The sequence below is a fragment of the Clostridium formicaceticum genome (assembly GCF_001854185.1).
In the GTDB taxonomy this organism is placed as follows: Bacteria; Bacillota; Clostridia; order Peptostreptococcales; family Natronincolaceae; genus Andreesenella; species Andreesenella formicacetica.
On the sequence record NZ_CP017603.1, the window covers coordinates 4217186 to 4243523 of the forward strand.

The following is a 26338-nucleotide window of genomic DNA, read 5'->3' on the forward strand; positions in this document are numbered from 1 at the left end:
CATCATCAGTATATCTTTTTTTCTCCTCATAATCTAAGCATTTATCGTGGGAAGCTAGGGGGTCGTTTGGAAGCTAGGGGGACGTTTTGTTTGACTTGTCCCTATCAAGCTTTTTGTATGATGTTCCTGCCAATGCCCAGCACTCTTTCAAGTTGTCTAATGCTGGCTCCTGTCTCATTCTTTATTCTGCTTAAAACGATATTTCTTGTTTTTATCTCCATCAGTGGTAATTTTTCTATCTCTATGATTTCTAAAATTATTTGTCTTAAATCATCATCAGTATATCTTTTTTTCTCCTCATAATCTAAGCATTTATCGTAATTTTTTTGGTTATTAAATTCTATAAAACTTTCGGTATTAATAAAATATCCTTCAAGAATATCCTTATCTGTGATAGTGTTTTTATTAATCAAATAATCATTATAACTACTCCATCTATAATCCTTAATATTCTTGACAATACCTGCTTTTAAAGGATTTTGGTGTATATACCTTGAAACTATCAACAGGTAGTTGTCATCGTCAACAGGTTCACTTTGATACCTGTTTTGAAATAAATGACCTGTTCTTCCATGAGTACTATTATGATATTGGGCATATCCCACAGCAATTCTTCTAATAAAATCTCCTATTTCTTCTTTTCCCTCTTTTAAAAGCATGTGCACATGATTAGTCATTAAGCAATATGCTAATAGAGAAATTTCACTTTTTTCTTTAGCTAATTCAATATAATGTAAGAATTTTTTATAATCATTTTGTGTCAAAAATATATCTCTTTTATCTATCCCTCTAAGCATTACATGATATATCCCTATTTGACTTTTTTCTCTAGCAGATCTTGGCATTTTTATCACCTCAATTAATTCTAACATTGGAATATTAATAAGTCAAACAAAGCGTCCCCATGGCTTACGTCCCCATGGCTTACAAGCGTCCCCATGGCTTATGCATTTCCTTGCTATTAAATAAATACTTATTAAGATGTAAATCTCTAAAGTATTTATATTGTTTTTTTAAATTTTCTTTCATTTTTCCCCCTTAACGTCAATACAATTTATAAAATTCCCTAAATAATCGTAAAATCCTCCAATTATCACTCGATTATTTTCGATAAAACTTTAAACGAAGCTTAGTAGTATTTTAAAATCTGTATTCAGAACATATTACCCTTTAACTGCGTTGCTTTTACCGAAATTTGGCGACTATCACTAAAAGTTGAATTATTCCCATGCTACTATATTTCATCCTTAATAATCCCATACTATAGTATTTAATTCTTCTAATAGACTAGTTCCATAATCATTTTCTACCATCTTAATAAAATAGGCTATTCCATAAAGATACTCCTTGTAGTTCGACCTAATAGATTTAATATGTTCTAAATGTCTGTCTACACCAAATTTCTTACAGTAATAGATTTGTTGTCTGATATATTTCTTAGTCTGAATAGGAACACTAATTTTTTCATTAACAATAATTCCAGTAACCATTTGCCTATCTGGTTTATTTTGAACTCTAAACTTTTTTTCATTTACTATGAATCTTTCATCTTGAATAATTTCTTTAAATAAAGGTACATATTTTACAATCTTTTTATCCCCTGAAACCGTTAAGTCATCTGCATATCTTGAGTAGCTGGCATTTAAATCGCTTAACTTATTTACTAAACTATTAAATCTTTTATCTAGCTTTAGACTAACTATATTAGATAAGTATGGGCTAGTTGGTGCTCCTTGTGGTAACTTACCCTCATAAGTACAGAGTTTTGCAAGTACATATGACATTTCTTTGGTATATCCATAATAATAGAATAATCTAAATATGGTCTCGAAAGAAATTGTAGGAAAGAAATTCTCAATGTCTATTGTTATCACACATTCCTTATTAACGTGGGGTCTTGCATTATCTACAATTGAAAGACCTTTAACAAAGCCTGTTGCCTGTGAAGACACTCGTATATTATAGAGAATATTATCTAATATCCATCGTTGCACATACTTTAAGTTGACAGTAGGTATCGAAATTTCTCTCTTTCCGCCAGATTTCTTTGGTATACTAATAGAATTGTATAAACTATCTGTTAAAAATATCATTTTCCCTAAGTCTTGTGTTGTCATTCCTAGCAAAAGAGAAAAGTGGATGTTATCAAATATTACAGGAAGTCCATTCTGTAATAGTCTAGTACAATACTGTTCACATAGATATATGTATCTTTTTCCATACCCTTGCTTTATTAGTTGTTCACGTAATCTTTCTATATAATCCATTCTATAACACTCCAATGCAGTTATATAGAAATGATTAAAGCCCTCTACGAAAACTATAATTGCAAACTCAGCCTAAAAAGGTTTTGCAGTTTAAACCTTTTTAGGCTGTATATTGCGATGATTTTCCGCAATATACATGGAACTAAAATTCGACCCTCGAAACCTTACTCTCAAGAAGATTTTAGTTCCATGAGATATTTAGAAACTTTAAATAACGAACAGCGATTCGCTGTTCAAATTCTAGAGGGCTTTAGTCATTAACTACTTACTCATATCCTGAAAACTTAGTTGTAAACCGTTTTGGCACATATATATCGTTAATATCTATTTTTTTATTATTAAATGTATCTTTATTAATCAATTCATCTTCATAAATACTGAATATATCAACGTTATAAAAACCATTACTTTTTAGCAATTTTATCCCTTTATCATTAATTACAATTACTTTATTTTCGTTATAACTTAGATACCCTTCAGTCATGATAGAACTCACGATGTTGTCTACTTGCTTGTAGGTTAAACCTAGCAAATCCACTAAATCTGAATAAGTATATATATCTCCTACAGTATTAAAATAAATCAACACTAAGAAATATCTGAAATCCATAATTAACACTTTCTTTCGGTTTGTTTTATTTTCTTTAACATATAGTTTGCACTGTTCTGTTTTTTCTTCTTCTGATTAATATGCTCCTTTTTCCATTTTGGCAGTTCATCTTTTCTTCTTGGGAATAAGGGATACCACTCTACATACTTACTCTCGCACCAAAAACTACTCAAAGTATTATTTGGCGTATTTGTAACAAAAGCAGTTAAAGCCTCTGTTCTTTGATACCCTAATACGTTATCTGTTTTCCCATTCCATAACATAAGTTCTCTATTTTCTACAACAGTTCTAGCTTTTTCATGTTCTCCATTCTTAAATATATGTTCTTCAAAAAATACCTTCTTAAACTTATTTACATATACTATTTCAATACTTAAGTCATTTTCTTTTCCAAAATCCATAAGTCTGTCATAAGCCTGTTCAGCAACTTCTATAACTAAAATAAATACCTTCTTGTTTTTAAGTTCTTCTACATAGTTTTTTAGATAGTTTATTATCGTTTTACCAGTTCCAATGATATCATCTATTAATACTATGTTTTTAACATAATCCCATTCTTCTTTATCAATCAACACTTTTAGGTCATCAATAACCGCTGAATAATTTACTTCGTTTATATTTCTATAATAAATTATCAATTCCTGAGAACTATTAACATGTCCATCTTTTGATTTAATTGAAGTAAATATCGAATACTCATGGCTAGGTTCACAAGTCACAAAATTTGAGTGAAGTTCAACAAAGCAATTATTCATCGTTGTTCTTGAATAATAATTAAAATTATTTAGTAGTTCAATTAGTATATTCTTTTCATACTCCTCTGAAACTGGTGATAACCATTTAAGTATGGTATTTTCTAAATTTTCAGTTCTTCTATCTTTTCCCCACTTTGCTAATAACTCATTACTAATATTTTTAATTTTTTCTTCTAAGTCACTCAAATCATCTCACCCCTTAGTAGAGCTACATATATTATTCTATTTAACTATCCAAATTCCTCTTTCTTTTTACATATTTTTAGTTTCTCGACATTGTTTTCCATTCATTATATAACTCGTTATATATCATCTTTTGTACTTCTACTTATTTTTGTACTCAATGGTACATGAAGATAGATTTATCGTTCTACTATCACCTACTTTACCAGGTTATAATACGAAAAAGATGCTCGAAATCTGGGGTCGCTATATGTATTTCCTCATATTATTACAAATTCCTTCAATGTTCGTTCATTTTATTTCAACATTCAAAATTACTAAGCACTTATCTAACAAAGCTTAATACCATTTTATATCCACTACTCTATTTCAACTGGTGGAGCCATCCTCATCATGCAAAACCCCTACAACATAAAAAAGCCGCATAAAATGCGACTTTCATTGATTCGTGGATTTAATTGGTGGAGGCGAGGGGAATCGAACCCCTGTCCGAAGGCCCTTTACCATTAGCTTCTCCGAGCGCAGTTACTGTTTTGAATCTCGTCTCCTCCATCCTCCAGCAACATAGTATGGATTCGACCAGCCCTCATTGTACAACTTAAGGTCAAGGCACCCCTTAAGACGTTCCCCACTAGTTATGACGTTTCTAGTTAGACTGTGGGAGGTCTAGTAGAAACGAGCTGCGCAATTAGGCAGCTAAAGCGTAATTATCGTTTGCGTTTATATTTAATGCCCAGTTTTTGACGTGTTACCAAGCAAAACACGGCTCGCTACTAAAGACTCCAAACCCCCGTCGAAACCTGTACGCCCCCTTATATATAGAACAAAAACTATTGTTTTTGTCTTTCACGTAATACTTTTTGTATCCTTCTGTCGGCGTCTTTTTTGGCTATGTCTTGGCGTTTGTCATACTGTGCTTTACCTCTAGCTACTCCCAATGCTATTTTTACCCTTCCATTGCTTAAATATGCACTTAAAGGAACTAGTGTAAAACCTTTTTGTTGGATATACCCAATCAGCTTTCGTATCTCTCGCTTATGCAGCAAAAGTTTCCTTACTCTAAGGGGATCTACGTTAAAGATATTTCCCTTTTCATAAGGGCTTATATGCACATTATACAGGAAAACTTCGCTGTTTTCAACTCTGGCATATCCATCACGAATATTCATCTTCCCTAAACGAATGGATTTTACTTCTGTACCCTTCAATTCAATCCCAGCTTCGTAGGTTTCTTCTATAAAATAATCGTGTCTTGCTTTATTATTGGTGGCTAAAACCTTTCGCCCTTCCTTACCCATGGCGTTCACCCTTTTAATCATTTTTTCAAAACAATAAATAAGCTTATCGCTGAATACTTATTATATCATAACAATTATCTAATGACAATATGTTATTTCTGGAAATTCATTGTTTTTTTCTTGATAAAAATTATAAAAAGTTATATCCTATAAGTCAAGGGTATGTAGTGAATAAAGTTATTTGGGGAGGTAAGTATGCATGCCCGTCACCTATGGTTTTATTATTCTTATTCTTTTAGCTTTTATCGTAGAAATATTATCTATTGCTCTAAAGATCACTGGTTTAGATATAGACAAAGCTCGGTTTCAAGTGGTGTCCATTATTACACATACAGGCTTTACCACTAGGGAATCTGAATTAATTACCCAGCACCCCATCCGCAGAAAAATTGCTATGGGATTGATGTTGATTAGCTATGTGGGGGCGGCTATCTTGATTAGTGTTATTGTCAATGCTTTTCGGACGCAGCAGGCTTTTCTTTATTTTACCTTATACTCAGCTTTAGGTCTATTCATTATCCGATTTCTTATTAGAAGAAAATATCTAATCAATAAATTTGAGAACTTTCTAGAAAAATTCCTGCGTCATCGCATGAAGGTGAACTCCAAGTATAGGTCCGTAGAAGAGGTGCTTCGTTTAACCGATGAGTACGGTGTCGTAGATTTTGTCATCGAAGAAGGTCATAGTTTAGTGGGTACCTCTCTGATGAAAGCAAAGTTAAAGGAAAACTATATTCAGGTTTTGAATATTGACCGTGGCTCTCATATCATCCACTTTCCTAAAACTGACTTTACTTTTGCTGTAGGCGATAAGGTTTTAGTTTATGGTAAAGTTGCAAAAATCAATCAATTTATTTTAAGTCAAAAACTCAATGACTTTGATCAATAAAGACCACATTTCTGTGGCCTTTGTTGATACAAGTAATTTTAACTCTTTATCCTTCTACTAAACTAAAATCAATTTCCCTCTGCTTAACATCTACTCTAGCAACTTCAATCGTTATTACATCCCCTATTCTAAATATACGCTTTTTTCGTTCTCCAATTAAGAGATGTTTTTCACTGTCATAGATATAATAATCATCTACTAAAGAGCTTAGGCGAATCATGCCTTCTATCGTATTATCTAATTCAACAAATATACCGAAGGAGGTTACACCAGATATAATTCCTTCAAAAACTTCACCAATCCGCTGTGCCACATACTCTGCTTTTTTCAAGTCTACCGTTTCTCTTTCTGCCTCATCTGCTATAGCTTCTCTTAAAGAAGACTGCTCTGCTATATAGGCTGCAGCAGCTTTTAACCTTTGGTGACGATCTTCTGTTATTTTTCCCTGTAAATGCTCTTTGATGATTCTATGAATCGCCAAGTCAGGATATCTTCTGATTGGAGAAGTAAAATGACAATAATATTTTGCTGCAAGGCCAAAGTGTCCTAGGTTATCTGAAGTATATCTAGCCTTTTTTAGTGATCGCAACATCAAGGTGCTGATCACTGTTTCTTCTTTTTGACCTTTTATTTTCTTTAGAAGATCTTGAAGCATTTTAGGATGTATTTCATTGGTCATTCCCTTTAAGTGATAGCCAAAGTTATGGACAAATTTATTAAATTCCTCTAACCTCTCCATATTTGGTTCTTCATGAACACGATAAACAAAGGGACTATTTAACCAATAAAAATGCTCTGCTATGGTTTCATTACATACCAGCATAAATTCTTCTATAATACGGTTGGCAATCCTGCGCTCATATTTTTTGACATCAATAGGCCTCCCCTTTGGATCTAAAACTACTTTTGCTTCATCAAAGTCAAAGTCTATTGCGCCACGGCTTTCTCTTCTTTCCCTTAAGATCTTAGCTAATTCTTCCATTCTTTTAAAGTCGTCTACGACATGCTGATATTTTTCAATCAAGGCTTGGTCTTGATGTTCTAATATATCCGAAACATCTTCGTAGATCATTCGTTCGTTGATATTAATCACACTTTCCATAATCTCATGGCTTACAACCTTACCGGCTTTATCTATCTCCATAAGTACCGACAATGTCAATCGATCTACCCTAGGATTCAAACTACAAATCCCGTTAGACAGCTTTTTAGGAAGCATGGGGATAACACGATCCACTAAGTACACGCTGGTAGCTCTTTTAAGTCCTTCTTTGTCTAATTCTGTGCCTTCTCGAACATAATGAGCTACATCTGCAATATGTACTCCTAGCCTATAATTACCGTTACCAAGGATTTCTACTGAAACAGCGTCATCTAGATCCTTGGCATCTGCACCATCAATGGTGACCATCTGTAGACCTCTTAAATCTCTTCTTCTTGCTATTTCTTCTTCTGTAGCTACCTCTGGAATGCTTTCAATTTCTCTTTCTACTTCCTCTGGAAACTCTGGTGTTAACTTAAACTTCCTCATGATTGCTAAAATATCGGTACCAGCATCGTACTGATTCCCTAGAATCTCAATAACTTTTCCTTCAGGATTTCTTCTTTTTTCAGGCCATTCGATAATTTCACAAACCACTTTATCTCCTTGTTTTGCACCATTTCTATCGGTCTTAGAGATAAATACATCTACATTAATTTTATTATCATCCGGCACCACAAAACCAAAGCTCTTACTATCTTCATAGGTACCTACGATTTCCTTATTGGCCCGTTCTAATATTCTTATAACTTCTCCTTCTGCCCTTCTAGTACTGGTATTGATTTGATTAATTCTTGCTATCACACGATCTTGGTGCATGGCGCCATTCATAAGATTAGAGGGGATAAATACATCCTCTACCCCTACTGTATCAGATATGATAAATCCAAAGCCTTTGGCATGTCCCTGAAGTCTTCCCACAATTAATCCCATTCTTTCTGGAACACCATATCTTTTCCTTCTGGTTTTTATAATGAGACCTTCTGATACCATTTCTTCTAATAAATTGGAAAACATTTTTTTCTGACTTGTACTTATTTCTAATGCCTCCAATAATTCCTCTTCTAGCATTGGATTATATGCGGAAGTTTTCATAAACTCAACGATTTTTTCTTTAATGACCAATACGATCCCTCCAGTTTATTCTTTTTACAGATAAATATATTTTTAAAAACTAAAAACCTGTAAATATGCATCTTATACCTAAATTTTATTATACAAAATCTATACCTTCTCCTTTAGCTAAAAAGCATAGCTAAGAATTAGAATGCTAGTCTTCCGCATACTAAAATTTTTAAACACATATGCAAAATGTTTTTAGACAAAATCTCTGCATTATCTTTTATCTATTTCTTTCGTTATATCTATTATTGTCCACTTTATGAGAAAATATGAAAATATTTAGTAATTAAGCAAATAGTGATAAGTAATGAACTGTATAATTTTATTTGCAATATATAGCAAAGGTACACCTATGTAAAATTTCTTTTTGCTTTGTTTATGATGAAAAGTAACCATACCTATCAAAGTCCCCATTGCTCCACCTAGTAGTGCTATTACCATAAAAGTTAACTCTTGAATACGCCATTGGTTTTTCTTCGCTCTTGCTTTGTCTATTCCCATCAGAACAAATGCAGTAATATTGATACATACTAAATACACATTATAAATTTTAAATATTGTAGAATAATGGTCGGTGATTCCCCTTAAGAAATCCATACATTTCCCCTCCTTTTCGTTACGTCTCCTCTTCATCTCTGTACTACACCGAAACCTCTCAAATTCTTCTATGACTCTGTTTTTTTCTAATAGGTTGTTTTAAAATACATACCCTAAAAAACGGTATAATAAAACCCCTAATCCATAGGACTAAGGGTTTTTTTCATTTTACTCAAAGAATTTAAGTAACATGCCACCCCACTGAGCAAATAGTGGAGCAAATACAACTGATACGATTGTCATTAACTTGATTAAGATATTGATAGATGGTCCAGATGTATCTTTGAAAGGATCTCCTACAGTATCCCCAACAACTGCAGCTTTATGAGGCTCACTTCCTTTACCACCATGGTTTCCTTCTTCAATATACTTTTTAGCATTGTCCCATGCACCACCAGCATTGGCCATCATGATAGCCATTAATACCCCAGCCACCAAAGCACCTGCTAATAGTCCACCCACCGCTTCAGCACCTAATAAAACGCCTGTTGCAATTGGTGCAATTACTGCTAAAACACCAGGCACAACCATTTCTTTTAGTGCTGCTGCTGTACTGATATCTACACAGGTAGCATATTCAGGCTTTGCTTTACCCTCCATGATACCAGGGATTTCTCTAAATTGTCTTCTAACTTCTTCAATCATTTGGAAAGCTGCTTTACCAACCGCTTCCATGGTTAAAGCAGAGAATAAGAAAGGTAGCATACCACCAATCAGCATTCCAGCGATAACACTTGGGCTGGTTAAGTTAATAATATCTAGTCCAACCGCTGCTGTATATGTAGCAAATAACGCTAATGCTGTTAAAGCTGCAGAACCGATAGCAAAACCTTTTCCTATAGCAGCTGTTGTGTTACCTACAGCATCTAGTTTGTCTGTAATCTTTCTAACATCCTTAGGCAGTTCGCACATCTCAGCGATACCACCTGCATTATCAGCAATTGGTCCATAGGCATCAACTGCGATGGTCATTCCAGCAGTAGCCAACATACCTACAGCTGCCAATGCAATACCATATAATCCAGCTACACCGAAAGCAATTAATATACCTGCGGCAATTAATAGAATTGGCCACGCAGTAGAAAGCATCCCTACAGCTAGCCCGCTAATAATCGTTGTGGCTGGGCCTGTTTCTGATTGTTCAGCAATCCTCTTAACATGTCCAAAATCTCCAGAAGTATAAACCTCTGTAAGTTGTCCAATAAGCATACCTACAATTAAACCTGATACAATAGCTAAGAATCCTGTGATATTTCCTAGTAAATATCTACTTAAAACAAAAGCTACTGCTACAGTAATCGCTCCACTCACCCAAGTACCTGTTTTTAAGGCCTTATGCGGATCTGCTTTTTCATCACCTTTAACAAAAAAAGTTCCTATAATGGAAGCAATAATTCCTACAGCTGATAATAGTAATGGAAATAGTGCACCATTGACGCCATGCACCAATAGTCCTAGTGCAATCGCTGAAATAATAGAACCTACATAGGATTCGAATAAATCCGCTCCCATACCAGCAACGTCACCAACATTGTCCCCCACATTGTCGGCAATAACAGCTGGGTTTCTTGGATCATCTTCAGGAATACCTGCTTCTACCTTACCAACTAAGTCTGCTCCTACGTCAGCAGCTTTTGTGTAGATTCCCCCACCTACACGACCAAATAATGCAATAGAGGATGCCCCTAAAGCAAAACCTGTTATAATTTCAGCTGCTTCTACATTAGATGTCATGTTGGATAAAATAATAAATAATCCCCCTACGCCTAAAAGGCCTAAACCTACAACAGACATCCCCATAACTGCACCGCCAGAAAAGGCAACGCTTAAAGCTTTGTTCATTCCACCCTCTTTTGCTGCATTGGCTGTTCTTACATTGGCCTTGGTTGCTACCTGCATTCCAAAGAATCCAGCTAAACCTGAGAACAATGCTCCTACTACGAAGCAAACAGCGGTCAAAGGATTAATACCTACAGCTAATACTACTGCTAGTATTACAGCAAAGATTACTAGCGTCTTATATTCACGTGTTAAAAAAGCCATCGCCCCTTCATGAATATATGAGGATATTTCCTTCATTCTTGCATTTCCAACCTCTACGCTGTTAATTCTGCCTGCAAGCATATAAGCGAAAATTAACGCTACAATACCTACAATTGGTGCTAAAACAAATAAACCCATTTTACGTACTCCTCCTTTTATTCAGTTTTATTAATAAGTAAATAATTACTGTATTGCCACCAATAAAATAGCTACAATAATAAATAGTACAGCACCAATAGCTGTCACTTTACTTAACATACCTTCATATCCTCTACCCTGTTTTCCCCATAACTGTTCTGCTCCACCTGTGATTGATCCAGAAAGCCCTGCATCTTTACCTGATTGTAATAATATACTGCCAATCAGTACAAGACTGGTAATTAATTGAAGAACCATAAGTACTATTCTCATCTGCTTTTCCACCTCCCACGCTTGTAATTGACATGAATATTGTAACATAGCACCTCTTTAAAATCAACCAAATTCTTTCAATAGAAAAGAAATAAGAGTTTATTCTACTCTTATTTCTTTTATTATTATTGGTATTTATTGTATTTTTATGCTTAAACAACTTTTACTTACTTCTTTATATTATAAAATACTTCTTCTCCTAGATACTGTGCAGTATCTCCTAAGATATCTTGAATTCTTAGAAGTTGATTGTATTTCGCTACACGATCAGTTCTTGCAGGAGCTCCCGTTTTAATTTGACCTGCATTTACAGCAACAGCGATATCTGCAATCGTAGCATCTTCACTTTCTCCTGAACGATGGGAAATAACTGCTGTATAGCCTGCTCGCTTTGCCATTTCGATAGCATCTAATGTTTCTGTAATGGTACCAATTTGGTTTAACTTGATTAAAATGGCATTCGCTGTTGAAGACTTGATACCTTTTTTCAATCTTGTTGTATTGGTTACAAATAGGTCATCTCCAACAATTTGGATTTTATCTCCTAATCTTTCTGTCATAAGCTTCCATCCATCCCAATCTTCTTCACTTAAACCGTCTTCGATAGAGATAATTGGATATTTGCCTACTAGCTCTTCATAAAAGTCTACCATTTCCTCAGCTGTCTTGGTTACACCTTCTCCAGATAACTTATATACTTTTTCCTTCTCATCATATACTTCTGTAGCCGCTACGTCTAAAGCTAACTTAATCTGCTCTCCTGGCTTATAACCAGCAGCTTCAATAGCTTCAATGATGACTTTTAATGCTGCTTCGTTGGATTCAAGGTTTGGAGCAAATCCACCTTCATCACCTACACCAGTAGCTAAACCTTTTTCTTTAAGAACAGCTTTAAGGTTGTGATAGATTTCTACACACATTCTCATACCTTCCCCATAGGTTTCAGCACCTACAGGCATAATCATAAACTCTTGGATATCTACATTGTTATCAGCATGCGCACCACCGTTTAGGATATTCATCATCGGTACAGGTAGTTGTTTTGCATTTACCCCGCCTAAGTATTGGAATAAAGGAAGGCCTAATTCTTCAGCTGCCGCCTTTGCCACCGCCATGGAAACCGCTAAGATAGCATTGGCACCTAATTTCCCTTTGTTTTCTGTTCCATCCAGATCAATCATGATTTGATCAATAAGTACTTGGTCTAGGGCATCTGCACCAACCAACTCTGGCGCAATAATTTCATTTACATTTTCTACTGCCTTTAAAACCCCTTTACCTAAAAATCTGCCCTTCTCTCCATCTCTTAATTCTACTGCTTCAAAAGCCCCAGTAGATGCACCTGATGGTACAATAGCACTACCCATTACACCACTTTCTAAATATACTTCTACCTCTACGGTTGGATTACCTCTAGAATCAAGTACCTCTCTTGCGTAAACATCACTAATAATTGTCATGTTTTTCTCTCCTTTCAGTGTTGAAGTTTATTTTAGTATTAAGGTATTTCCAGTCATTTCTGCTGGCTGCTCCAGCTCCATGAGTTCTAATAGTGTAGGAGCTATATCACATAGTTTGCCATCTTCCCTTAATTTTACACCACCGTGACCGATTAAAATCAAAGGAACAGGATTAATGGTATGAGCAGTAACAGGTGTACCATTTACCTCATCAATTAATTCCTCTGAATTTCCGTGGTCAGAAGTAACAATGGCTTTGCCGCCCTTTTCTAGGATTTTTCCCACAACTCTTCCTAGGCAATCGTCTACCTTTTCTAAAGCTTTGATTACAGCTTCCACAATTCCTGTGTGTCCTACCATGTCTGGGTTAGCATAATTTAAAACAATCAGATCATATTGATCCTTATCCAGTTCCTTGAGAAGTTCTTCTGTTACCTCTTCAGCACTCATCTCTGGTTTTAAGTCATAGGTAGCTACCTGTGGTGATTGAATGAGTTTTCGATCTTCTCCTGGATTTGGTGTCTCCACCCCACCGTTGAAGAAGTAGGTGACATGGGCATACTTTTCGGTCTCTGCGATTCTTAGCTGTTTTAAGCCCTTTGCACTTACGTACTCTCCTAATGTATTGACAAAGCTTTGCGGTTTATAGGCAATATCTACATTTTCAATACTTTTATCATATAAAGTCATAGTCACATAATGCAGCTCAAAAAAGTCTTTATCTCTAACAAACCCATCGAAATTTTTATCCATCAAAGCTCTCGTCATTTGCCTTGCTCTATCTGGTCTAAAATTGAAGAAGATAACACTATCATCTTCTTCAACTGTATCAATCAATCCTTCTGTATTAGGTATAACCGTCGGAAGAACAAATTCATCTGTTTCTTCTAGGGAATAAGCCATTTCTACAGCCGCTACAGGGTTTTCAGCCAATCTACCTTTGCCATCTACCAATGCATCGTAGGCTAGTTTTGTTCTTTCCCATCTTTTATCACGATCCATAGCATAATATCTGCCGGAAAGGGTAGCAACCCTCCCTACACCTATTTCTTTGATCTTTTCTACTAAACCTTCAATATATCCCTTTGCACTTTGCGGTGGTGTATCCCTACCATCTAGGAAGCAATGAACATAAACTTTCTCAAGCCCCTGCTGCTTTGCCATTTCCAGCAACGCATATAGATGTTCAGTATGACTATGTACGCCACCATCAGAAACTAGGCCCATCAGATGTAATTTTTTATTGTTGACTTTTGCATGGGAAATAGCATCAAGAAAGCTTTGATTTTTGAAAAACTCTCCTTCTCTTATTTCCTTGGAAATTCTCGTTAATTCTTGGTAGACAATTCTTCCTGCACCAATGTTCAAATGTCCTACCTCTGAATTTCCCATCTGTCCCTCTGGAAGGCCCACCGCCATGCCACTGGCTTCTATCTGGGTGTGAGGATAGTTGTTGATGAATTTATTAAAATTAGGTAAATTGGCTGACTTAATTGCATTTCCTAAGGTTTTTTCCCTAATGCCGAAGCCATCTAAGATAATCAGCGCTACGGGTTTTTTCATAGTAATCTTCCTTTCGTAATCAGTTCCAGTACAATGCAGTCGGGAGATTAAAAATTTACGATTGCTAAAAATTCTTCTGCTTTTAAACTAGCTCCTCCTACCAAAGCTCCATCTATATCCTCTTGATTCATGATTTCTGTCGCATTAGCAGCTTTTACGCTGCCACCGTATTGAATCGGTATGATTTCTGAGGTTTCCTCTCCGTACTTTTCCTTTAGCACCTCACGAATATATGCAATTACCGCATTAGCATCCTCTGGAGACGCAGTTTTCCCTGTGCCAATAGCCCAAATAGGCTCATAAGCGACAACTAACTTCTCTACTTCGCCTTTTTCGATATTTTCAAGAGCCTTTAGGGTTTGGCTTTTTACAATTTCGTAGGTCTTTTCGGACTCTCTCTCCTCTAAGGTTTCTCCTACACACAAAATAGGAATCAAATCCTTTGCTAAAGCTTTTTTCACTTTTTTATTTACCGTTTCATCAGTTTCGTTAAAATACTGTCTTCTCTCCGAGTGTCCAATAATAACATAGTCAACCCCATGATCTTTTAACATATCCGCAGATATTTCTCCTGTATAGGCACCAGCATCCTCCCAGTGCATATTTTGTGCTCCTAATGCTATATTGGAGCCTTCTATTGCCTTTTTCACTTCTCCTAAAACTGTAAAGGGGCAGCAAAGAACCACCTTGACATCTGTTTTGGCTACCTCATCTTTAAGGGCTTTAGCAAGGGCTACCGCTTCGTCTATGGTATTATGCATTTTCCAGTTGCCAGCTATAATTGGTATTCTCATGGGAAGACCTCCTCTCTATTTGTTTTCTAAAACATCAATCCCGGGTAAAATCTTTCCTTCTAAAAATTCTAAGGAAGCACCCCCGCCAGTAGAAATATGGGTCATTTTATCAGCAAAGCCTAACTGCTCTACAGCCGCAGCGCTGTCTCCACCACCTATGATCGTGGTAGCATTGCTTTCAGCTAACGCCTTGGCAACTTCTTTTGTTCCTATAGCGAAGGCTGGCATTTCAAAAACTCCCATCGGGCCGTTCCATAGGACTGTTTTTGCATTTTTCACCTTCTCGCTGAATAATGCCATAGTTTTCTCTCCTATATCTAAACCCATCACATCTTCATCTATATGATCAATCGTTACCGTCTTATGTTCTGCATCTGCTTTAAATTCCTTTGCCACTACTGTATCTACAGGTAAAAGCAACTCTACGTTTTTTTCCTTTGCCTTATTGATGAGATCTAAAGCTAATTGCAGCTTATCTTCCTCTAAAAGAGATTTTCCAATTTGATAACCCTGTGCCTTGAAGAAGGTATAAGCCATGCCACCACCAATTAATAGCGTATCTACTTTATCAATTAAGTTCTCAATCACACCGATTTTATCTGAAACCTTTGCTCCACCTAATATAGCTACAAAAGGTCTTTCAGGATTTTCTAGGACCTTACCCATGAAGTTTACTTCTTTTTCTATAAGGTAGCCCATAGCAGATGGTAAGAAATCTGCAACACCCGCAGTAGAACTGTGGGCACGATGGGCTGTGCCAAAGGCATCATTCACAAAAAGATCTCCTAAAGAAGCCAATTCCTTAGAAAAGTCTGTATTATTTTTTTCTTCTTCTTGTCTATAACGAACATTTTGTAGGAGCATTACTTCTCCAGCTTTTAAGTTAGCAGCCAATGCTCTCGTCTTTTCTCCTACAACCATGTCATCGTCGGCGAAAATAACATCTTTATTCAATAATTCACTGATTCTTGCAGCCACAGCTGTCAAGGAATATTTAGGATTTGCTTCCCCTTTTGGTCTTCCCAAATGAGACATCAGGATAACGGCTGCACCTTGATTCATTAAGTACTGAATCGTTGGCAGTGCGGCACGAATTCTGATATCATCAGTAATCTTTCCCTCACCATCCATTGGAACGTTAAAGTCACACCTTACTAATACTTTCTTTCCTTCAACAGCTAAGTTTTCTACTGTTTTTTTATTAAGCAATGACATGTATACCCCTCCTGATTTTTAGATTAAGATTGAGGTTTCATTTAGTTTTTATATGGGTTAACTATTATACAGGATGTAACAACAATAGGCTACATCCTGCATGGCTTGTCTTTATAATTGTTAAGTTCTCTTTCTTTTTATAAACCTTTGCTTACAATATAAGAAACAAGATCTACTACTCTTACAGAATAACCCCACTCATTGTCATACCAAGATATAACCTTTACTAAATTACCGTCCATTACCATTGTAGATAATCCATCAACGATAGAAGAGTTTGGATCTTGTCTGTAATCCATTGAAACCAATGGCTCTTCAGAAAACTCTAAAATTCCTTTTAATTCTCCTGCTGCTGCTTCCTTTAATGCTGCATTCACTTCTTCAGCAGTTGTGCTCTTTTCTAACTCAGCAACTAAGTCCACTACAGATACTGTAGGTGTTGGTACCCTCATCGCCATACCGCTTAACTTGCCCTTTAATTGTGGTAATACTAATGCTACTGCCTCTGCCGCTCCTGTTGTAGTTGGTATAATAGATTGGCCAGCTGCTCTTGCACGTCTTAAGTCTTCATGAGGTAAATCAAGAATTTTTTGGTCATTGGTGTAAGCATGAATTGTTGTCATTAGTCCTTTTTTGATGCCAAACTTTTCATCAAGAACTTTAGCAAAAGGAGCTAAGCAGTTTGTTGTGCAAGAAGCATTAGAAATGATATGGTGGTTCGCTGCATCATATTTTTCTTCATTTACACCCATTACGATAGTGATGTCTTCTTTTTTGGCAGGTGCAGTAATTACTACCTTCTTTGCTCCCGCTGTAATATGCTTTTGTGCCTTATCTTTACTTCTGAAGATTCCAGTAGCTTCTATTACAATATCTACCCCAATTTTACCCCATGGTAAATTTTCGGGATCTCTTTCAGCAAAGATTTTTATTTCTTTACCGTTTACAACGATAGCATCTTCCTTTGCTTCTATTGTTCCATTAAATTTACCATATAAGCTATCATATCTAAGTAAATGAGCTAAGGTGTTAGGATCAGTTAAATCATTGATGGCTACAATCTCCCAGTCTCTTTTCTCCTCTAAAGCTGCTTTAAAAGCATTTCTCCCAATTCTTCCAAAACCATTAATTGCTACTTTTACACTCATTGTATTACCTCCTAAATTAATTTTTGTTATAAAAATTTTAAAATATGCTAAATTTAATATTTGACTTTTAAAGGTGTATTATTACTATTTCGTAAAGGATTCTAATATTTTTGCAGTATTTCTACCGCCGCTGCCTCATCAGTCACTAAAATCATTGATTTTTTCAACTTAGACACTGCTACAATCGCTTCTGCTTTATTTTTTCCTCCTGCAACCCCTATAACAGTAGAAATTCTTTCGAAATCCTTAAAACTGATGCCAATTGTCTGCATATTATAAACAATTTCTCCCTCTCTAGTGAAATAATAGCCAAAGGCCTCTGCAACCGCCTTTAAACCTTTAAGCTTATCAATTACGGGTTTAGGGAGTTCTCTGCGCTCTGCCATCTTGTCTGCTCTGCCAATCCCAAAGACCAATAGATTTACAGACTTAATAATATCCGTAACTTTTTGTATTTCAGGATCTTTCAAAACACTTTCTAGTGCTTGCTGTCCCAGCGTATCAGACGCATGTAAAAGTTGATACTGACACTTTAACCTTCTTGCCATTTCAGCGGTAATGGTGTTGGCCTGCTTTTCAACTTCTCTTCCTATACCGCCGCGGGCAGGAACCACAGTAATATTATTGCATTTCGTAGGTTTAGTTATTCCTTTAGCAACTGCCACCATTGTACCGCCACCAGTAATACCGATAATACTATTATCTTGTATATTACTTTCTATTGCATTAGCAGCAACCATACCCATGTCCACTAGTACATATGGATTTTCAGCAAGGTCTCCTGGCACAATTTTAACTTCCAAAACCTCTAGCTTCTTTTTTAACTTTTCCTCTAGATACTTGATGCCATGTATTTTATATATGTATTCTTGAAGACTATTTATAATATGCTCCCCTTCTAGGGTTAATGACATACCTGCTGCCGTCACTTCAATCAGTCCTTGACTTTTCAAAAGATCTACCTCTGTTCTGATAATTCTTTCTCCGATGCCCAACTTATTGGCTAGTCCTCTTCTTCCAATGGGTTGCATTTCATGAATATTTCTTAAAATACTGTAGCGCTTTTCTAAGATGGTCAAAACTTCCGGCACAATTTTTTTTTGTAAGTCGATAATATTTTGCATAATCATCCTTCTTTCTGTGTAGGACTTTTAGCGTCCCCCTAAAACTTATTATGTCCCTATGACCATAAAAAAATAACGCCAATTACAGGTAAATTATATAGCATAATGTGGTATTAATCAATCCCTTTTTTGTAATTTTTATTAATAAATAATAAAAATCAAATAAACCTAGGAAAAACCTAGGTTTATTGATATCTTTTTCGCTTTGAAGAAGATGCAATTTGCATATCTTCTCTATATTTTGCAACTGTCCTCCTTGAAATCATAATGCCTCGTTCACCTAAAAGCTTAGCGATTTTATCATCGCTCCATGGTTTACAAGGATTTTCTGCCTCAATGATTTCCCTCATATGATTTTTAATACTCTCAGCAGAAATGCCATCTCCATCAGCTGCTCCTACGCCACTGGAAAAGAAATATTTTAATTCAAAGACCCCCATAGGCGTATCTACGTACTTTCCATTTGTAGCACGACTAACAGTAGATTCATGAACTTCAATTTCCTCAGCAATCTCCTTCAATGTCAAAGGCTTAAGATGCTTTTTTCCATGTTCAAAAAAGTTTTTCTGTTTTTTTACAATGACTTCTACTACTTTATAGATGGTTTGTCTTCTTTGCTCAATACTTCTAATCAACCAAACAGCAGAGTTGAGTTTATCATTTAAAAACTTTGCAGCCTCAGTATCTTCACCCTCACTGGCAATGAGTTTTTTATAATCTTCCCTAATGGTCAATGATGGCAGATTCTTATCATTTAAAATAATAAAGTATTCGCCCCCCATTTTTTTAATAGCTGCATCTGGCACAATATAATGATTACTCACAGAAGCAAACTTTCTACCGGGTTTTGGCTCTAAAGTTCTTATAAAATCACATATCTCCTGCACTTCTTTCACATCTATACCTAGCTTTTTAGCAACATAAGGGTATTTGTTCTGTGCAACTTCCTCTAGGTATTCCTCTACAACTCTGCAAACCTTATCATCATTGTTTATACCTAACTGTCTTAATTGTATCAATAAACACTCTTTTAAATTCCGTGCAGCTACACCCGCTGGATCAAAGGTTTGAATGATTTCAAGAATACTTTCCACCGTATCTACTTCTTCCCCAAGTTCCTTTGCAATCTCTTCAACCGTTCCAATCAAATAACCATTTTCATTTAAATTATCTATAATATACTCACCGATTTCCTTATATCTATAGTCTAAGACCGCAATGTTATATTGGAACAAAAGGTGTTCTTGAAGCGTTGTATTTGTAGAAACAATATTTTCATAATTAAATTGATTATCTTCATTATAACTAGGCTTGGAATACTCATAATTATTAAAATCCTCTAGATATTCCTTCCAGTTTATTTTTTCTTCCAACCGTTTCTCTACTTCAGCTGTATATTTATCTTCTTTTGGAGGAGGGGTAACTTCTAAAATGGGATTGATTTCAACCTGGTGTTGAATATATTGATCTAGTTCAAAAGTTGCTAGTTGAAGAATCTTAATAGCTTGCTTAAGCTGAGGTGTCATGATCAGCTTTTGTGACTGCTCTAGATGTAAATTATACCCCATTTTCATGGTATTCACCCTTTCATTTAAGTCTATAGACTCATTATACCATTAAGCCGCCATAAAATCAAAGATATATATAAGTTTTTGGCATAAAATTTGCATAAAAGAAACCTCAGAATTATCTGAGGCTTTTTTACTTTCTTTAATTTTTTATATCATCTGCTAACAATCGCTTTTCTCTCCTGCCACAAATCCTGCTTCCTGTAGCAGCATTAGTGCATCCTTTACCTTTGCTTCATTCACCATCAGGATCGGTCCTGTACAACCCATACCGCTTTCTGCATAAATACCCTTTTTCCATAGGGCTTTTACAGCATCCTCTAGATCCATAATATCAATCCCTGATATAGAGCCTGTCACCACTTCCTTTGGTGGTGCTGTTATCTCTTCATCAGCTTCTTTTGCTTTTTTGTTGTCTTTTGTTAGGCTCTTTAATATTTCATCCAGGTTTGCTTTTTTTGCGGCCTGGAATTCTTCTTTGGCTACTTCCTTCAGGTTACCCTTTACTAGTTCTGCTGCATATTGAAGGGCATTGGCTACCACTGGGACACCGGAGGCTCTTGATAAAATCAAGATGGTTCTTTCTTGTCCTTCTCCTATCCCTGGGCCATAGCCATAACCGATGGATTCGTAATCTCCTCCTGTTGTAAAGGCAGAGAATACCTTCATTAATACGTTGCCGCTTAAGGTGTCCTGTACCATAATGTCTGGTGTTCCTGCCAAAAGGTCATTTCCCCTCATGATACAGCCGCCGTCACTTCGCATAGATTCTGTCAGGTTGATAGCATAACCGTTAGCTTTTAGTTCTTTTAAGGCCTTTTCTACTTGTCTTGCCCCGTCTACGTTTAAGATTCCTACGGTTGGATTTTTAATACCATTGGCTTTGGCTGCTATGATGCCGTAAAGGGCATTTTTTACCATCGCTTCTGTTCTATGGGGTGAAGATGTACCGGTGGTGGTGGCAATAAACATTTCTTTTCCTTTACCAGGAGTGATGACTTTTCCTACGGTAGATACACCAATAGGGAAGCTGTAGTGCATGGTAACGCATCCGTCTATTTCTCCACTGTCCAGTAGTTCTTCCATTTTTTTGTGGGCTTCTTCTTCTGTATTGGCTTCATATTGTACTAGATCGCTTTCTACTTTAGGGCCTATTAAAACTATCTGATAACCTGTTGAGGACTTTGCTGCCATTTGTGCTGCTTTTACGAGGTTTTCTACCCCATGCTCGCTGCCTAAGGTGGTTAGGCCTATTCTTGTTTTTTTACCAAATTCGCCGGTTTCTATGGCATCGGCTATGTTGTTGAATACTTTGCCGATCATTTGTTTTACTGCTTTGTTTTCTGACATTGTATTCACTCCTTATTCTTCTAATAAGTGTGTGGCAAAGTTTCTCATGGCTTCTGCTATCATATTTTTTACATCGCCTTCTGATATACCTACTGTCGCCTCACCTTGTCCGTTGTTTTGTTCCATCACAATGGAAACACCGTCAAATTGGTTGGTCATTCTTCCTAGGAATAAGCTGCCTTTTCCTACGATCATGGCTCGATTGATTTCTTTGTTTAAAAAGGCTTCTCTAGCATGACCGATATAAGGTACACCGCTTGGAATATGCCCTTGGGTTGGTGCCCAACCTGGCATACCGTGCTTTTCTCCAAAGGTTGCTACGTCTTTTCTGTCTAATTCTCCACGTTTTACTCCTAAAGCTGCAATCATTTTGTAGTTGGCTTCTGGTACATCTCCTGCTCCTGCTGGTTTGGTGACGTCTGGGTTTTGCATTTCTACGGAGTATTTATCGATATCTGTAATTTTTAAGCCCCCACGATCTAATGGTGCTGTGATTAATGAGGTAATTACAGCTTGTGGTGATGAGCCTGTGCCTACCGTATGTCTTCCTAATAGGTCTGTTCTTAAAACTGGGTTGATGCCATCGTTTTTACTTACTAGTACGGCAAAGCCTCCTATGATATCCTCTAGGATCGGCATGTCTTTTTTTACATGGTCTTTTCCGTTCATGCCTAGTTTTGCTGTTGCTCCACCGGCTACGATCACGACATTTTCATATACGTCTGCCTTTACTAAGGCTGCTGCTTCGATTAGAGCATGTGTTGGTGCTGCACAGAAACCTCTTGTATCTGATCCTGTAGCGTTTACTGCTTCTGCCATTTCTGCTATGGATTTTGCAAAGTTTCCGCCGCCTCTTTGGTTCATGTCACCGCAGGCTTCTTCTGAACACTCTATAACATAATCAATTGCACTTGCTTCGATGTTGTTTTTGTCTAATAGATGTAGGAAGGCTAGTACCCCGGATGCCTTTACTACTAGGTTTTCATACATAATGTGGGCGTTTAAGTTGGTGTCAAATTCATGGGCTCTTTTTACGCAGCCTACTAATTCATTGTCATGGTAAATGGCTTCTGCATGAAATTCTTTAATAGCTTTGTTGATTTCTTCTATGTCATCCCCTTCTTTTAGCTTCGCTACTAGGCTTTCCTTCATAAGGGGGTGTTTTTTTAGTTCTTCTTTTACTTTGGATGTGAAACCTTTTTCTAGTTTTACTAGGTCGAAGGCGTCTACAATTTTTAGTAAGCCGATAAATTCTGCCTGTGGCATAATTTCACCGAATTTACCGTAACGATCTGCCCCTTCTACTTCCTTGTCATACCATGGCATATCATAATTTCTTAGCTCTTCTGGTTTTAGTTTTCCAATGTATACTTGGTTTGGTGGGTAGCTTACTACCGCTTCATAGCTTCTTAGATGATTAGGTAGTTTTTGTAGGTACTCGGAATTAGGGTTAGATTGTTTTTCTGTTGTTTGGGTTGTTCCATTGTGCATAATCATATCTGGTGTATGCATTAAAACATAGGATGATCCTTTTACTACTGCATAGGACATTGTTTGCACCTCCGTGGTATTTTTTAAAAACTACTTCTATTTAATCATATATTAATTAAATATGCCAGCTGTTTAACCAGCTGGCAAAATTCATTAGTCTTCAAAAACAGTTTGACCCTCTACTTCTGTAGCTAAAGCCTTAAGAGATTTTTCCACTAGCTTTCTTCTTAATACCTTTTCATCCTTTTCACTTAGTGCAGGGTTTCCTAATGGGTAAGGTATAGCCACCGCTGGGATAATTCTATTGGCACCAACTGTAAGGGAAATCGGTACGACTGTACAAATGTGAACTACTGGCATGCCTGTTCTCTCTATTTCCTTTACCATCGTTGCACCGCAACGTGTACAGGTGCCTCATGTGGAGGTTAGGATAACTGCATCCACACCATTAGCCATGAGTTCTTTTGCAATTTCTGCTGCATAAGCTTTAGAACTTGCTACTGATGTACCATTTCCTACGGTACTATAGAAATATCTAAATAATTCTCCTATTTGTCCTTCTTTTTCAAGGTCCCTTAATACATCAACTGGTAATACTCTGTCGGGGTTGGTGTTGGCATAAACAGGATCATATCCACCATGAGCTGTTTCATGATCATCACCTGTAAGTTCTGCAAAGTCTGCAATGTCATATCTACCGTATTTTGATGCACTTGAAGATTCTATTCTATCTGGATTACCCTTTGGTACGATACCTCCAGAGGTCACTAGCGCAATTTTTGCTTTAGATAAATCTTTTATTGCTGCTCCCGGCTCCACTCTATCGAAATCAGGCATTGGATACTCAGTAACGTATTCCTCACCCTTTAGCTTTTTCACTAACATATTTACAGCTCTAGTAGAACCCTTTTCCTCAGCAAAGTAATTTTTTCTAATGCCTCTTGACATATACTTATCTTCTGCTGGGGAGCCTATTTCTTCACCCTTTAATAATTTTAGAGCAAAATTCGTCATATCAGGAACTGCTTTCCTCATAGCTGCCGCTGAGTTTCCAGTTTGTATAATATAAATGCTCTTTTTATACATATCAGCTCCAGGATTTTCTGTATACATACCTGTTAATACAGGGATTCCTAGTTCATCTTGTACCGCTTTAGCTATTGTACCACAAGCAACACCATATCTTCCAGCGTTAAATGCAGGTCCTGCTATGAATAAATCAGGGTTATATTTTTTAATCATTTCAATGATTTCAGCTTGTGCTTTTTCAACATTTTCATTGAAATAAGAGTCACCGCATACAATTGTTGCTACAATTTCTGCTTCTTCTTTAAAGGCCGTGTTAAAAGCCATACCAGGCCCTATAGTTTCTTCCTTCACTTCCGGTTGAATATCAGCTTTTTCTTCACCACCAACGCCAGCGAAGAATTGATTGATATAATGAACGACTCTTTTTTTACTCATATTTTCCCCCCTCTCTAAATTTTAACGGGATAGTTTATTGATTAATCGTTGAATTTACAAAACTCGTTTCTGATGTTACTCATTTCTTCGATGATTTCATCAACATTTAACACCATTTCCATCATGCCAACTTGTTCATCATAAACTTCAGCATCTACTTCGTCTTTGAACTGTGGTTCAACTACATGATATACTCTAAGTCCTAACTGGACTCCTGCCAATGGACCCGCAAAGGTTGGATCACCTGCTGTTACAGTTTCAGCAGCAAGACCTGCTGCTTCTGCTTCCGCAGCTCCTAAAAGCACTACCATATTTTCTGCTCCGTGCTTTTCAGTTAAATCCTTTACTCTTTGTTGGTTTTCTAAGTCCATTGCTCCTGCAGCGGTTCAGACAAAGCATTCAGTAGATGAGAACACTACTTCTGCACCTGTACCCTTTAGGCATTCTTCGATGGCTGGACCAGGAATACCGTCTCTATCGCCAACAATGATAACTTTTTTATTATCATAAAATCCCATGTATATCATCCCTTCTGTATAATTTTTTATTTCATCTATTTAATGAACTCAATTGCTTGAAAAATATTAGTAACCTTTTGCTGTTAACTTTCCAAAACCTGTTTCATTGGTTGCACCTGTAATAGCTTGAATTTCTACCTCAATGCTGCCATCTTCTCTTAAGCTTCCTGCAAATCCGCCTGCAATAACATCAATATAGTCAGTTACGCCGATAATTCTCTTCATTGGAGGTAATACGATGGTTTCATTAGCATTGCCATTGGTTACTACAGCATCTGCTTTTGGATCAGCATCTGCTAAAGATTGAGATGCACCGTCTCTACCTGCATATTCATCCGTTACAATAACAGTTTTGATACCTTGATTTTCAATTTTCTTGCAGTTCATAATTAAGTCAGTATCAGGGTTACCAAAACCTTCTTGAGAAACAATTACACCATCTAATCCTAAATATTTGCATAACTTTGCTGTCCAGTTAGAAGATCTTTCTTTATCAGCAAGATAAACGTTTTCATTGGTAATGATTACCCCAACAAAATTAATTTCTTTCCCATGTTTTTCATAAAGGTCATTGATAATAGAATTATTTTGATGCACATAAGTTGGGTTTTTGTCACAAGCAGATACGCAGTTGCCGCTGATAATAGCCCCATCCATGATTTCTGTTGGATAAAGTATCGTAGGTACAATTTTCTTTGCATCTACGCCATATACGTAGGTATCATGTAATAATCCTTGTGTTTGAAGCATATATACATATCCAACCTTTGGTAAATCAGGATATTTCTTTACTGACTCCAAAATAGGCTCTGTTTCGAAATATTTCATTTCATCTGGCTCAAGGTTCTTAGCAAACTCACCAAGATATTGTGCAGCCTTTAATCCTATCATTCTCACTGCTGCTTCATGGTCATATTGATTAATACCTTCTGCAGGCTCAGCTACGATAACAATGTTATGAAGCTTAGAAAATGGAGTGTATTCAGCTCCTGGTCCTGTCATGTCGATAATTCCCTCTTGGAAACCAACGATTTTACCAGCAGTAACAACTGCAACGTTCTTTAATGCATGGGTACGACCAGTTCCAACCGTTTCAACTTTACTTAATACTCCAGGGAATATTCCACCTGGTCCCTCTACTTTAACCCTTGGTTCTATTACATCTTTTACAGGTGTGATTCTTACTTCTTCACCTGGGTGAGCTAATTCAACATCTAAACTTTTGATGTGTTCACTTCCACCAACTGCATTCAATAGTTCCTCTTTGTTAATATAGAGAATAGTATCTTCTACTTTAGTAGTTTGACCAAATTGTACATCTTTAATGAATATATTTCCTAACTCTAATCGCACAAGCTTCACCTCCCTTTATTTATGGGTGGCCTATAGCTAAATGATTTCGTTGCTGCTATAGGCCAAAATAACA

General features: G+C 36.5%; 22 protein-coding genes and 1 other RNA gene. 1 reads left to right on the forward strand and 22 read right to left on the reverse strand.

The features are described 5' to 3' along the window. Positions 1-104: 104 nt before the first annotated feature. From BJL90_RS19650 to smpB, 6 genes are all read right to left on the reverse strand, one after another. Positions 105-872: a transposase gene (locus BJL90_RS19650; protein WP_236904964.1), complete on the reverse strand. Its 768-nt coding sequence runs from the start codon at positions 870-872 to the stop codon at positions 105-107. 375 nt (positions 873-1247) lie between these two features. After that, complete coding sequence (locus tag BJL90_RS19655) at positions 1248-2282, reverse strand: retron St85 family RNA-directed DNA polymerase (protein ID WP_236904965.1); 1035 nt, start codon at positions 2280-2282, stop codon at positions 1248-1250. Between the two features lie 250 nt (positions 2283-2532). Then, a complete protein-coding gene (locus BJL90_RS19660; protein WP_070972211.1) occupies positions 2533-2877 on the reverse strand; it encodes a hypothetical protein in 345 nt (114 codons plus the stop codon). Positions 2878-2879: 2 nt separating this feature from the next. Then, complete coding sequence (locus BJL90_RS19665; RefSeq protein WP_070972214.1) at positions 2880-3818, reverse strand: phosphoribosyltransferase; 939 nt, start codon at positions 3816-3818, stop codon at positions 2880-2882. A 456-nt stretch (positions 3819-4274) separates the two neighbouring features. Beyond that, positions 4275-4627: a transfer-messenger RNA gene (gene ssrA, locus BJL90_RS19670) on the reverse strand. A gap of 18 nt (positions 4628-4645) precedes the next feature. Continuing rightward, positions 4646-5113, reverse strand: coding sequence for an SsrA-binding protein SmpB (gene smpB / locus BJL90_RS19675; RefSeq protein ID WP_070972217.1), 468 nt, complete (start codon positions 5111-5113; stop codon positions 4646-4648). 199 nt (positions 5114-5312) lie between these two features. On the opposite strand from smpB, the gene BJL90_RS19680 reads away from it, so the two are divergent. Further along, positions 5313-6002, forward strand: a complete 690-nt coding sequence (locus BJL90_RS19680) for a TrkA C-terminal domain-containing protein (protein ID WP_070972219.1) — start codon at positions 5313-5315, stop codon at positions 6000-6002. A 46-nt stretch (positions 6003-6048) separates the two neighbouring features. Here BJL90_RS19680 and rnr read toward each other — a convergent pair whose 3' ends face one another. The 16 genes from rnr to BJL90_RS19770 all read right to left on the reverse strand — a co-directional run bounded on the left by rnr (position 6049) and on the right by BJL90_RS19770 (position 26265). Next, complete coding sequence (gene rnr, locus BJL90_RS19685; protein ID WP_070972222.1) at positions 6049-8169, reverse strand: ribonuclease R; 2121 nt, start codon at positions 8167-8169, stop codon at positions 6049-6051. A 276-nt stretch (positions 8170-8445) separates the two neighbouring features. After that, positions 8446-8763 (reverse strand): DUF1294 domain-containing protein, encoded by a 318-nt coding sequence (locus BJL90_RS19690; protein ID WP_070972225.1) that lies wholly within the window; start codon positions 8761-8763, stop codon positions 8446-8448. A 168-nt stretch (positions 8764-8931) separates the two neighbouring features. Further along, on the reverse strand, positions 8932-10944 hold the full coding sequence (locus tag BJL90_RS19695; protein ID WP_070972229.1) for a sodium-translocating pyrophosphatase: 2013 nt from the start codon (positions 10942-10944) through the stop codon (positions 8932-8934). A 45-nt stretch (positions 10945-10989) separates the two neighbouring features. Then, entirely contained in the window at positions 10990-11217 is a 228-nt protein-coding gene (gene secG, locus BJL90_RS19700; protein ID WP_070972232.1) for a preprotein translocase subunit SecG, read from the reverse strand. Between the two features lie 167 nt (positions 11218-11384). After that, entirely contained in the window at positions 11385-12677 is a 1293-nt protein-coding gene (gene eno / locus BJL90_RS19705) for a phosphopyruvate hydratase (RefSeq protein WP_070972235.1), read from the reverse strand. 27 nt (positions 12678-12704) lie between these two features. Next, positions 12705-14240 (reverse strand): 2,3-bisphosphoglycerate-independent phosphoglycerate mutase, encoded by a 1536-nt coding sequence (gpmI, locus tag BJL90_RS19710; protein WP_070972238.1) that lies wholly within the window; start codon positions 14238-14240, stop codon positions 12705-12707. A gap of 47 nt (positions 14241-14287) precedes the next feature. Continuing rightward, positions 14288-15034, reverse strand: a complete 747-nt coding sequence (gene tpiA, locus BJL90_RS19715; protein ID WP_070972241.1) for a triose-phosphate isomerase — start codon at positions 15032-15034, stop codon at positions 14288-14290. Between the two features lie 15 nt (positions 15035-15049). After that, complete coding sequence (locus BJL90_RS19720; RefSeq protein WP_070972244.1) at positions 15050-16249, reverse strand: phosphoglycerate kinase; 1200 nt, start codon at positions 16247-16249, stop codon at positions 15050-15052. Between the two features lie 137 nt (positions 16250-16386). Further along, a complete protein-coding gene (locus BJL90_RS19725; protein ID WP_070972246.1) occupies positions 16387-17397 on the reverse strand; it encodes a glyceraldehyde-3-phosphate dehydrogenase in 1011 nt (336 codons plus the stop codon). Positions 17398-17498: 101 nt separating this feature from the next. Next, positions 17499-18527 carry a sugar-binding transcriptional regulator gene (locus BJL90_RS19730; protein WP_236904966.1) on the reverse strand — a complete coding sequence of 343 codons (1029 nt, stop codon included), beginning with the start codon at positions 18525-18527 and terminating at the stop codon, positions 17499-17501. A 179-nt stretch (positions 18528-18706) separates the two neighbouring features. Further along, a complete protein-coding gene (gene rpoN, locus BJL90_RS19735) occupies positions 18707-20095 on the reverse strand; it encodes an RNA polymerase factor sigma-54 (protein ID WP_070972249.1) in 1389 nt (462 codons plus the stop codon). 156 nt (positions 20096-20251) lie between these two features. Then, positions 20252-21439, reverse strand: coding sequence for a glycine/sarcosine/betaine reductase complex component C subunit alpha (grdD, locus tag BJL90_RS19740; protein WP_070972252.1), 1188 nt, complete (start codon positions 21437-21439; stop codon positions 20252-20254). Positions 21440-21451: 12 nt separating this feature from the next. Then, positions 21452-22990: a glycine/sarcosine/betaine reductase complex component C subunit beta gene (gene grdC / locus BJL90_RS19745; protein WP_070972255.1), complete on the reverse strand. Its 1539-nt coding sequence runs from the start codon at positions 22988-22990 to the stop codon at positions 21452-21454. A 93-nt stretch (positions 22991-23083) separates the two neighbouring features. Then, complete coding sequence (grdB, locus tag BJL90_RS19755; RefSeq protein WP_081562123.1) at positions 23084-24394, reverse strand: glycine reductase complex selenoprotein B; 1311 nt, start codon at positions 24392-24394, stop codon at positions 23084-23086. A 41-nt stretch (positions 24395-24435) separates the two neighbouring features. After that, positions 24436-24912 carry a glycine/sarcosine/betaine reductase complex selenoprotein A gene (grdA, locus tag BJL90_RS19760; protein WP_081562124.1) on the reverse strand — a complete coding sequence of 159 codons (477 nt, stop codon included), beginning with the start codon at positions 24910-24912 and terminating at the stop codon, positions 24436-24438. A gap of 66 nt (positions 24913-24978) precedes the next feature. Beyond that, complete coding sequence (locus BJL90_RS19770; protein WP_070972271.1) at positions 24979-26265, reverse strand: glycine/sarcosine/betaine reductase component B subunit; 1287 nt, start codon at positions 26263-26265, stop codon at positions 24979-24981. Between the last annotated feature and the right edge of the window lie 73 nt (positions 26266-26338).

Bases quoted from the DNA above. Each gene is read 5' to 3' on its own strand.
- BJL90_RS19650 (WP_236904964.1), bottom strand. From the start codon at position 872: ATGTTAGAATTAATTGAGGTGATAAAAATGCCAAGATCTGCTAGAGAA.
- BJL90_RS19660 (WP_070972211.1), bottom strand. From the start codon at position 2,877: ATGGATTTCAGATATTTCTTAGTGTTGATTTATTTTAATACTGTAGGA.
- smpB (WP_070972217.1), bottom strand. From the start codon at position 5,113: ATGGGTAAGGAAGGGCGAAAGGTTTTAGCCACCAATAATAAAGCAAGA.
- BJL90_RS19680 (WP_070972219.1), top strand. From the start codon at position 5,313: ATGCCCGTCACCTATGGTTTTATTATTCTTATTCTTTTAGCTTTTATC.
- BJL90_RS19690 (WP_070972225.1), bottom strand. From the start codon at position 8,763: ATGGATTTCTTAAGGGGAATCACCGACCATTATTCTACAATATTTAAA.
- BJL90_RS19695 (WP_070972229.1), bottom strand. From the start codon at position 10,944: ATGGGTTTATTTGTTTTAGCACCAATTGTAGGTATTGTAGCGTTAATT.
- secG (WP_070972232.1), bottom strand. From the start codon at position 11,217: ATGAGAATAGTACTTATGGTTCTTCAATTAATTACCAGTCTTGTACTG.
- eno (WP_070972235.1), bottom strand. From the start codon at position 12,677: ATGACAATTATTAGTGATGTTTACGCAAGAGAGGTACTTGATTCTAGA.
- gpmI (WP_070972238.1), bottom strand. From the start codon at position 14,240: ATGAAAAAACCCGTAGCGCTGATTATCTTAGATGGCTTCGGCATTAGG.
- tpiA (WP_070972241.1), bottom strand. From the start codon at position 15,034: ATGAGAATACCAATTATAGCTGGCAACTGGAAAATGCATAATACCATA.
- BJL90_RS19720 (WP_070972244.1), bottom strand. From the start codon at position 16,249: ATGTCATTGCTTAATAAAAAAACAGTAGAAAACTTAGCTGTTGAAGGA.
- BJL90_RS19725 (WP_070972246.1), bottom strand. From the start codon at position 17,397: ATGAGTGTAAAAGTAGCAATTAATGGTTTTGGAAGAATTGGGAGAAAT.
- BJL90_RS19730 (WP_236904966.1), bottom strand. From the start codon at position 18,527: ATGATTATGCAAAATATTATCGACTTACAAAAAAAAATTGTGCCGGAA.
- rpoN (WP_070972249.1), bottom strand. From the start codon at position 20,095: ATGAAAATGGGGTATAATTTACATCTAGAGCAGTCACAAAAGCTGATC.
- grdD (WP_070972252.1), bottom strand. From the start codon at position 21,439: ATGTCAGAAAACAAAGCAGTAAAACAAATGATCGGCAAAGTATTCAAC.
- grdC (WP_070972255.1), bottom strand. From the start codon at position 22,990: ATGTCCTATGCAGTAGTAAAAGGATCATCCTATGTTTTAATGCATACA.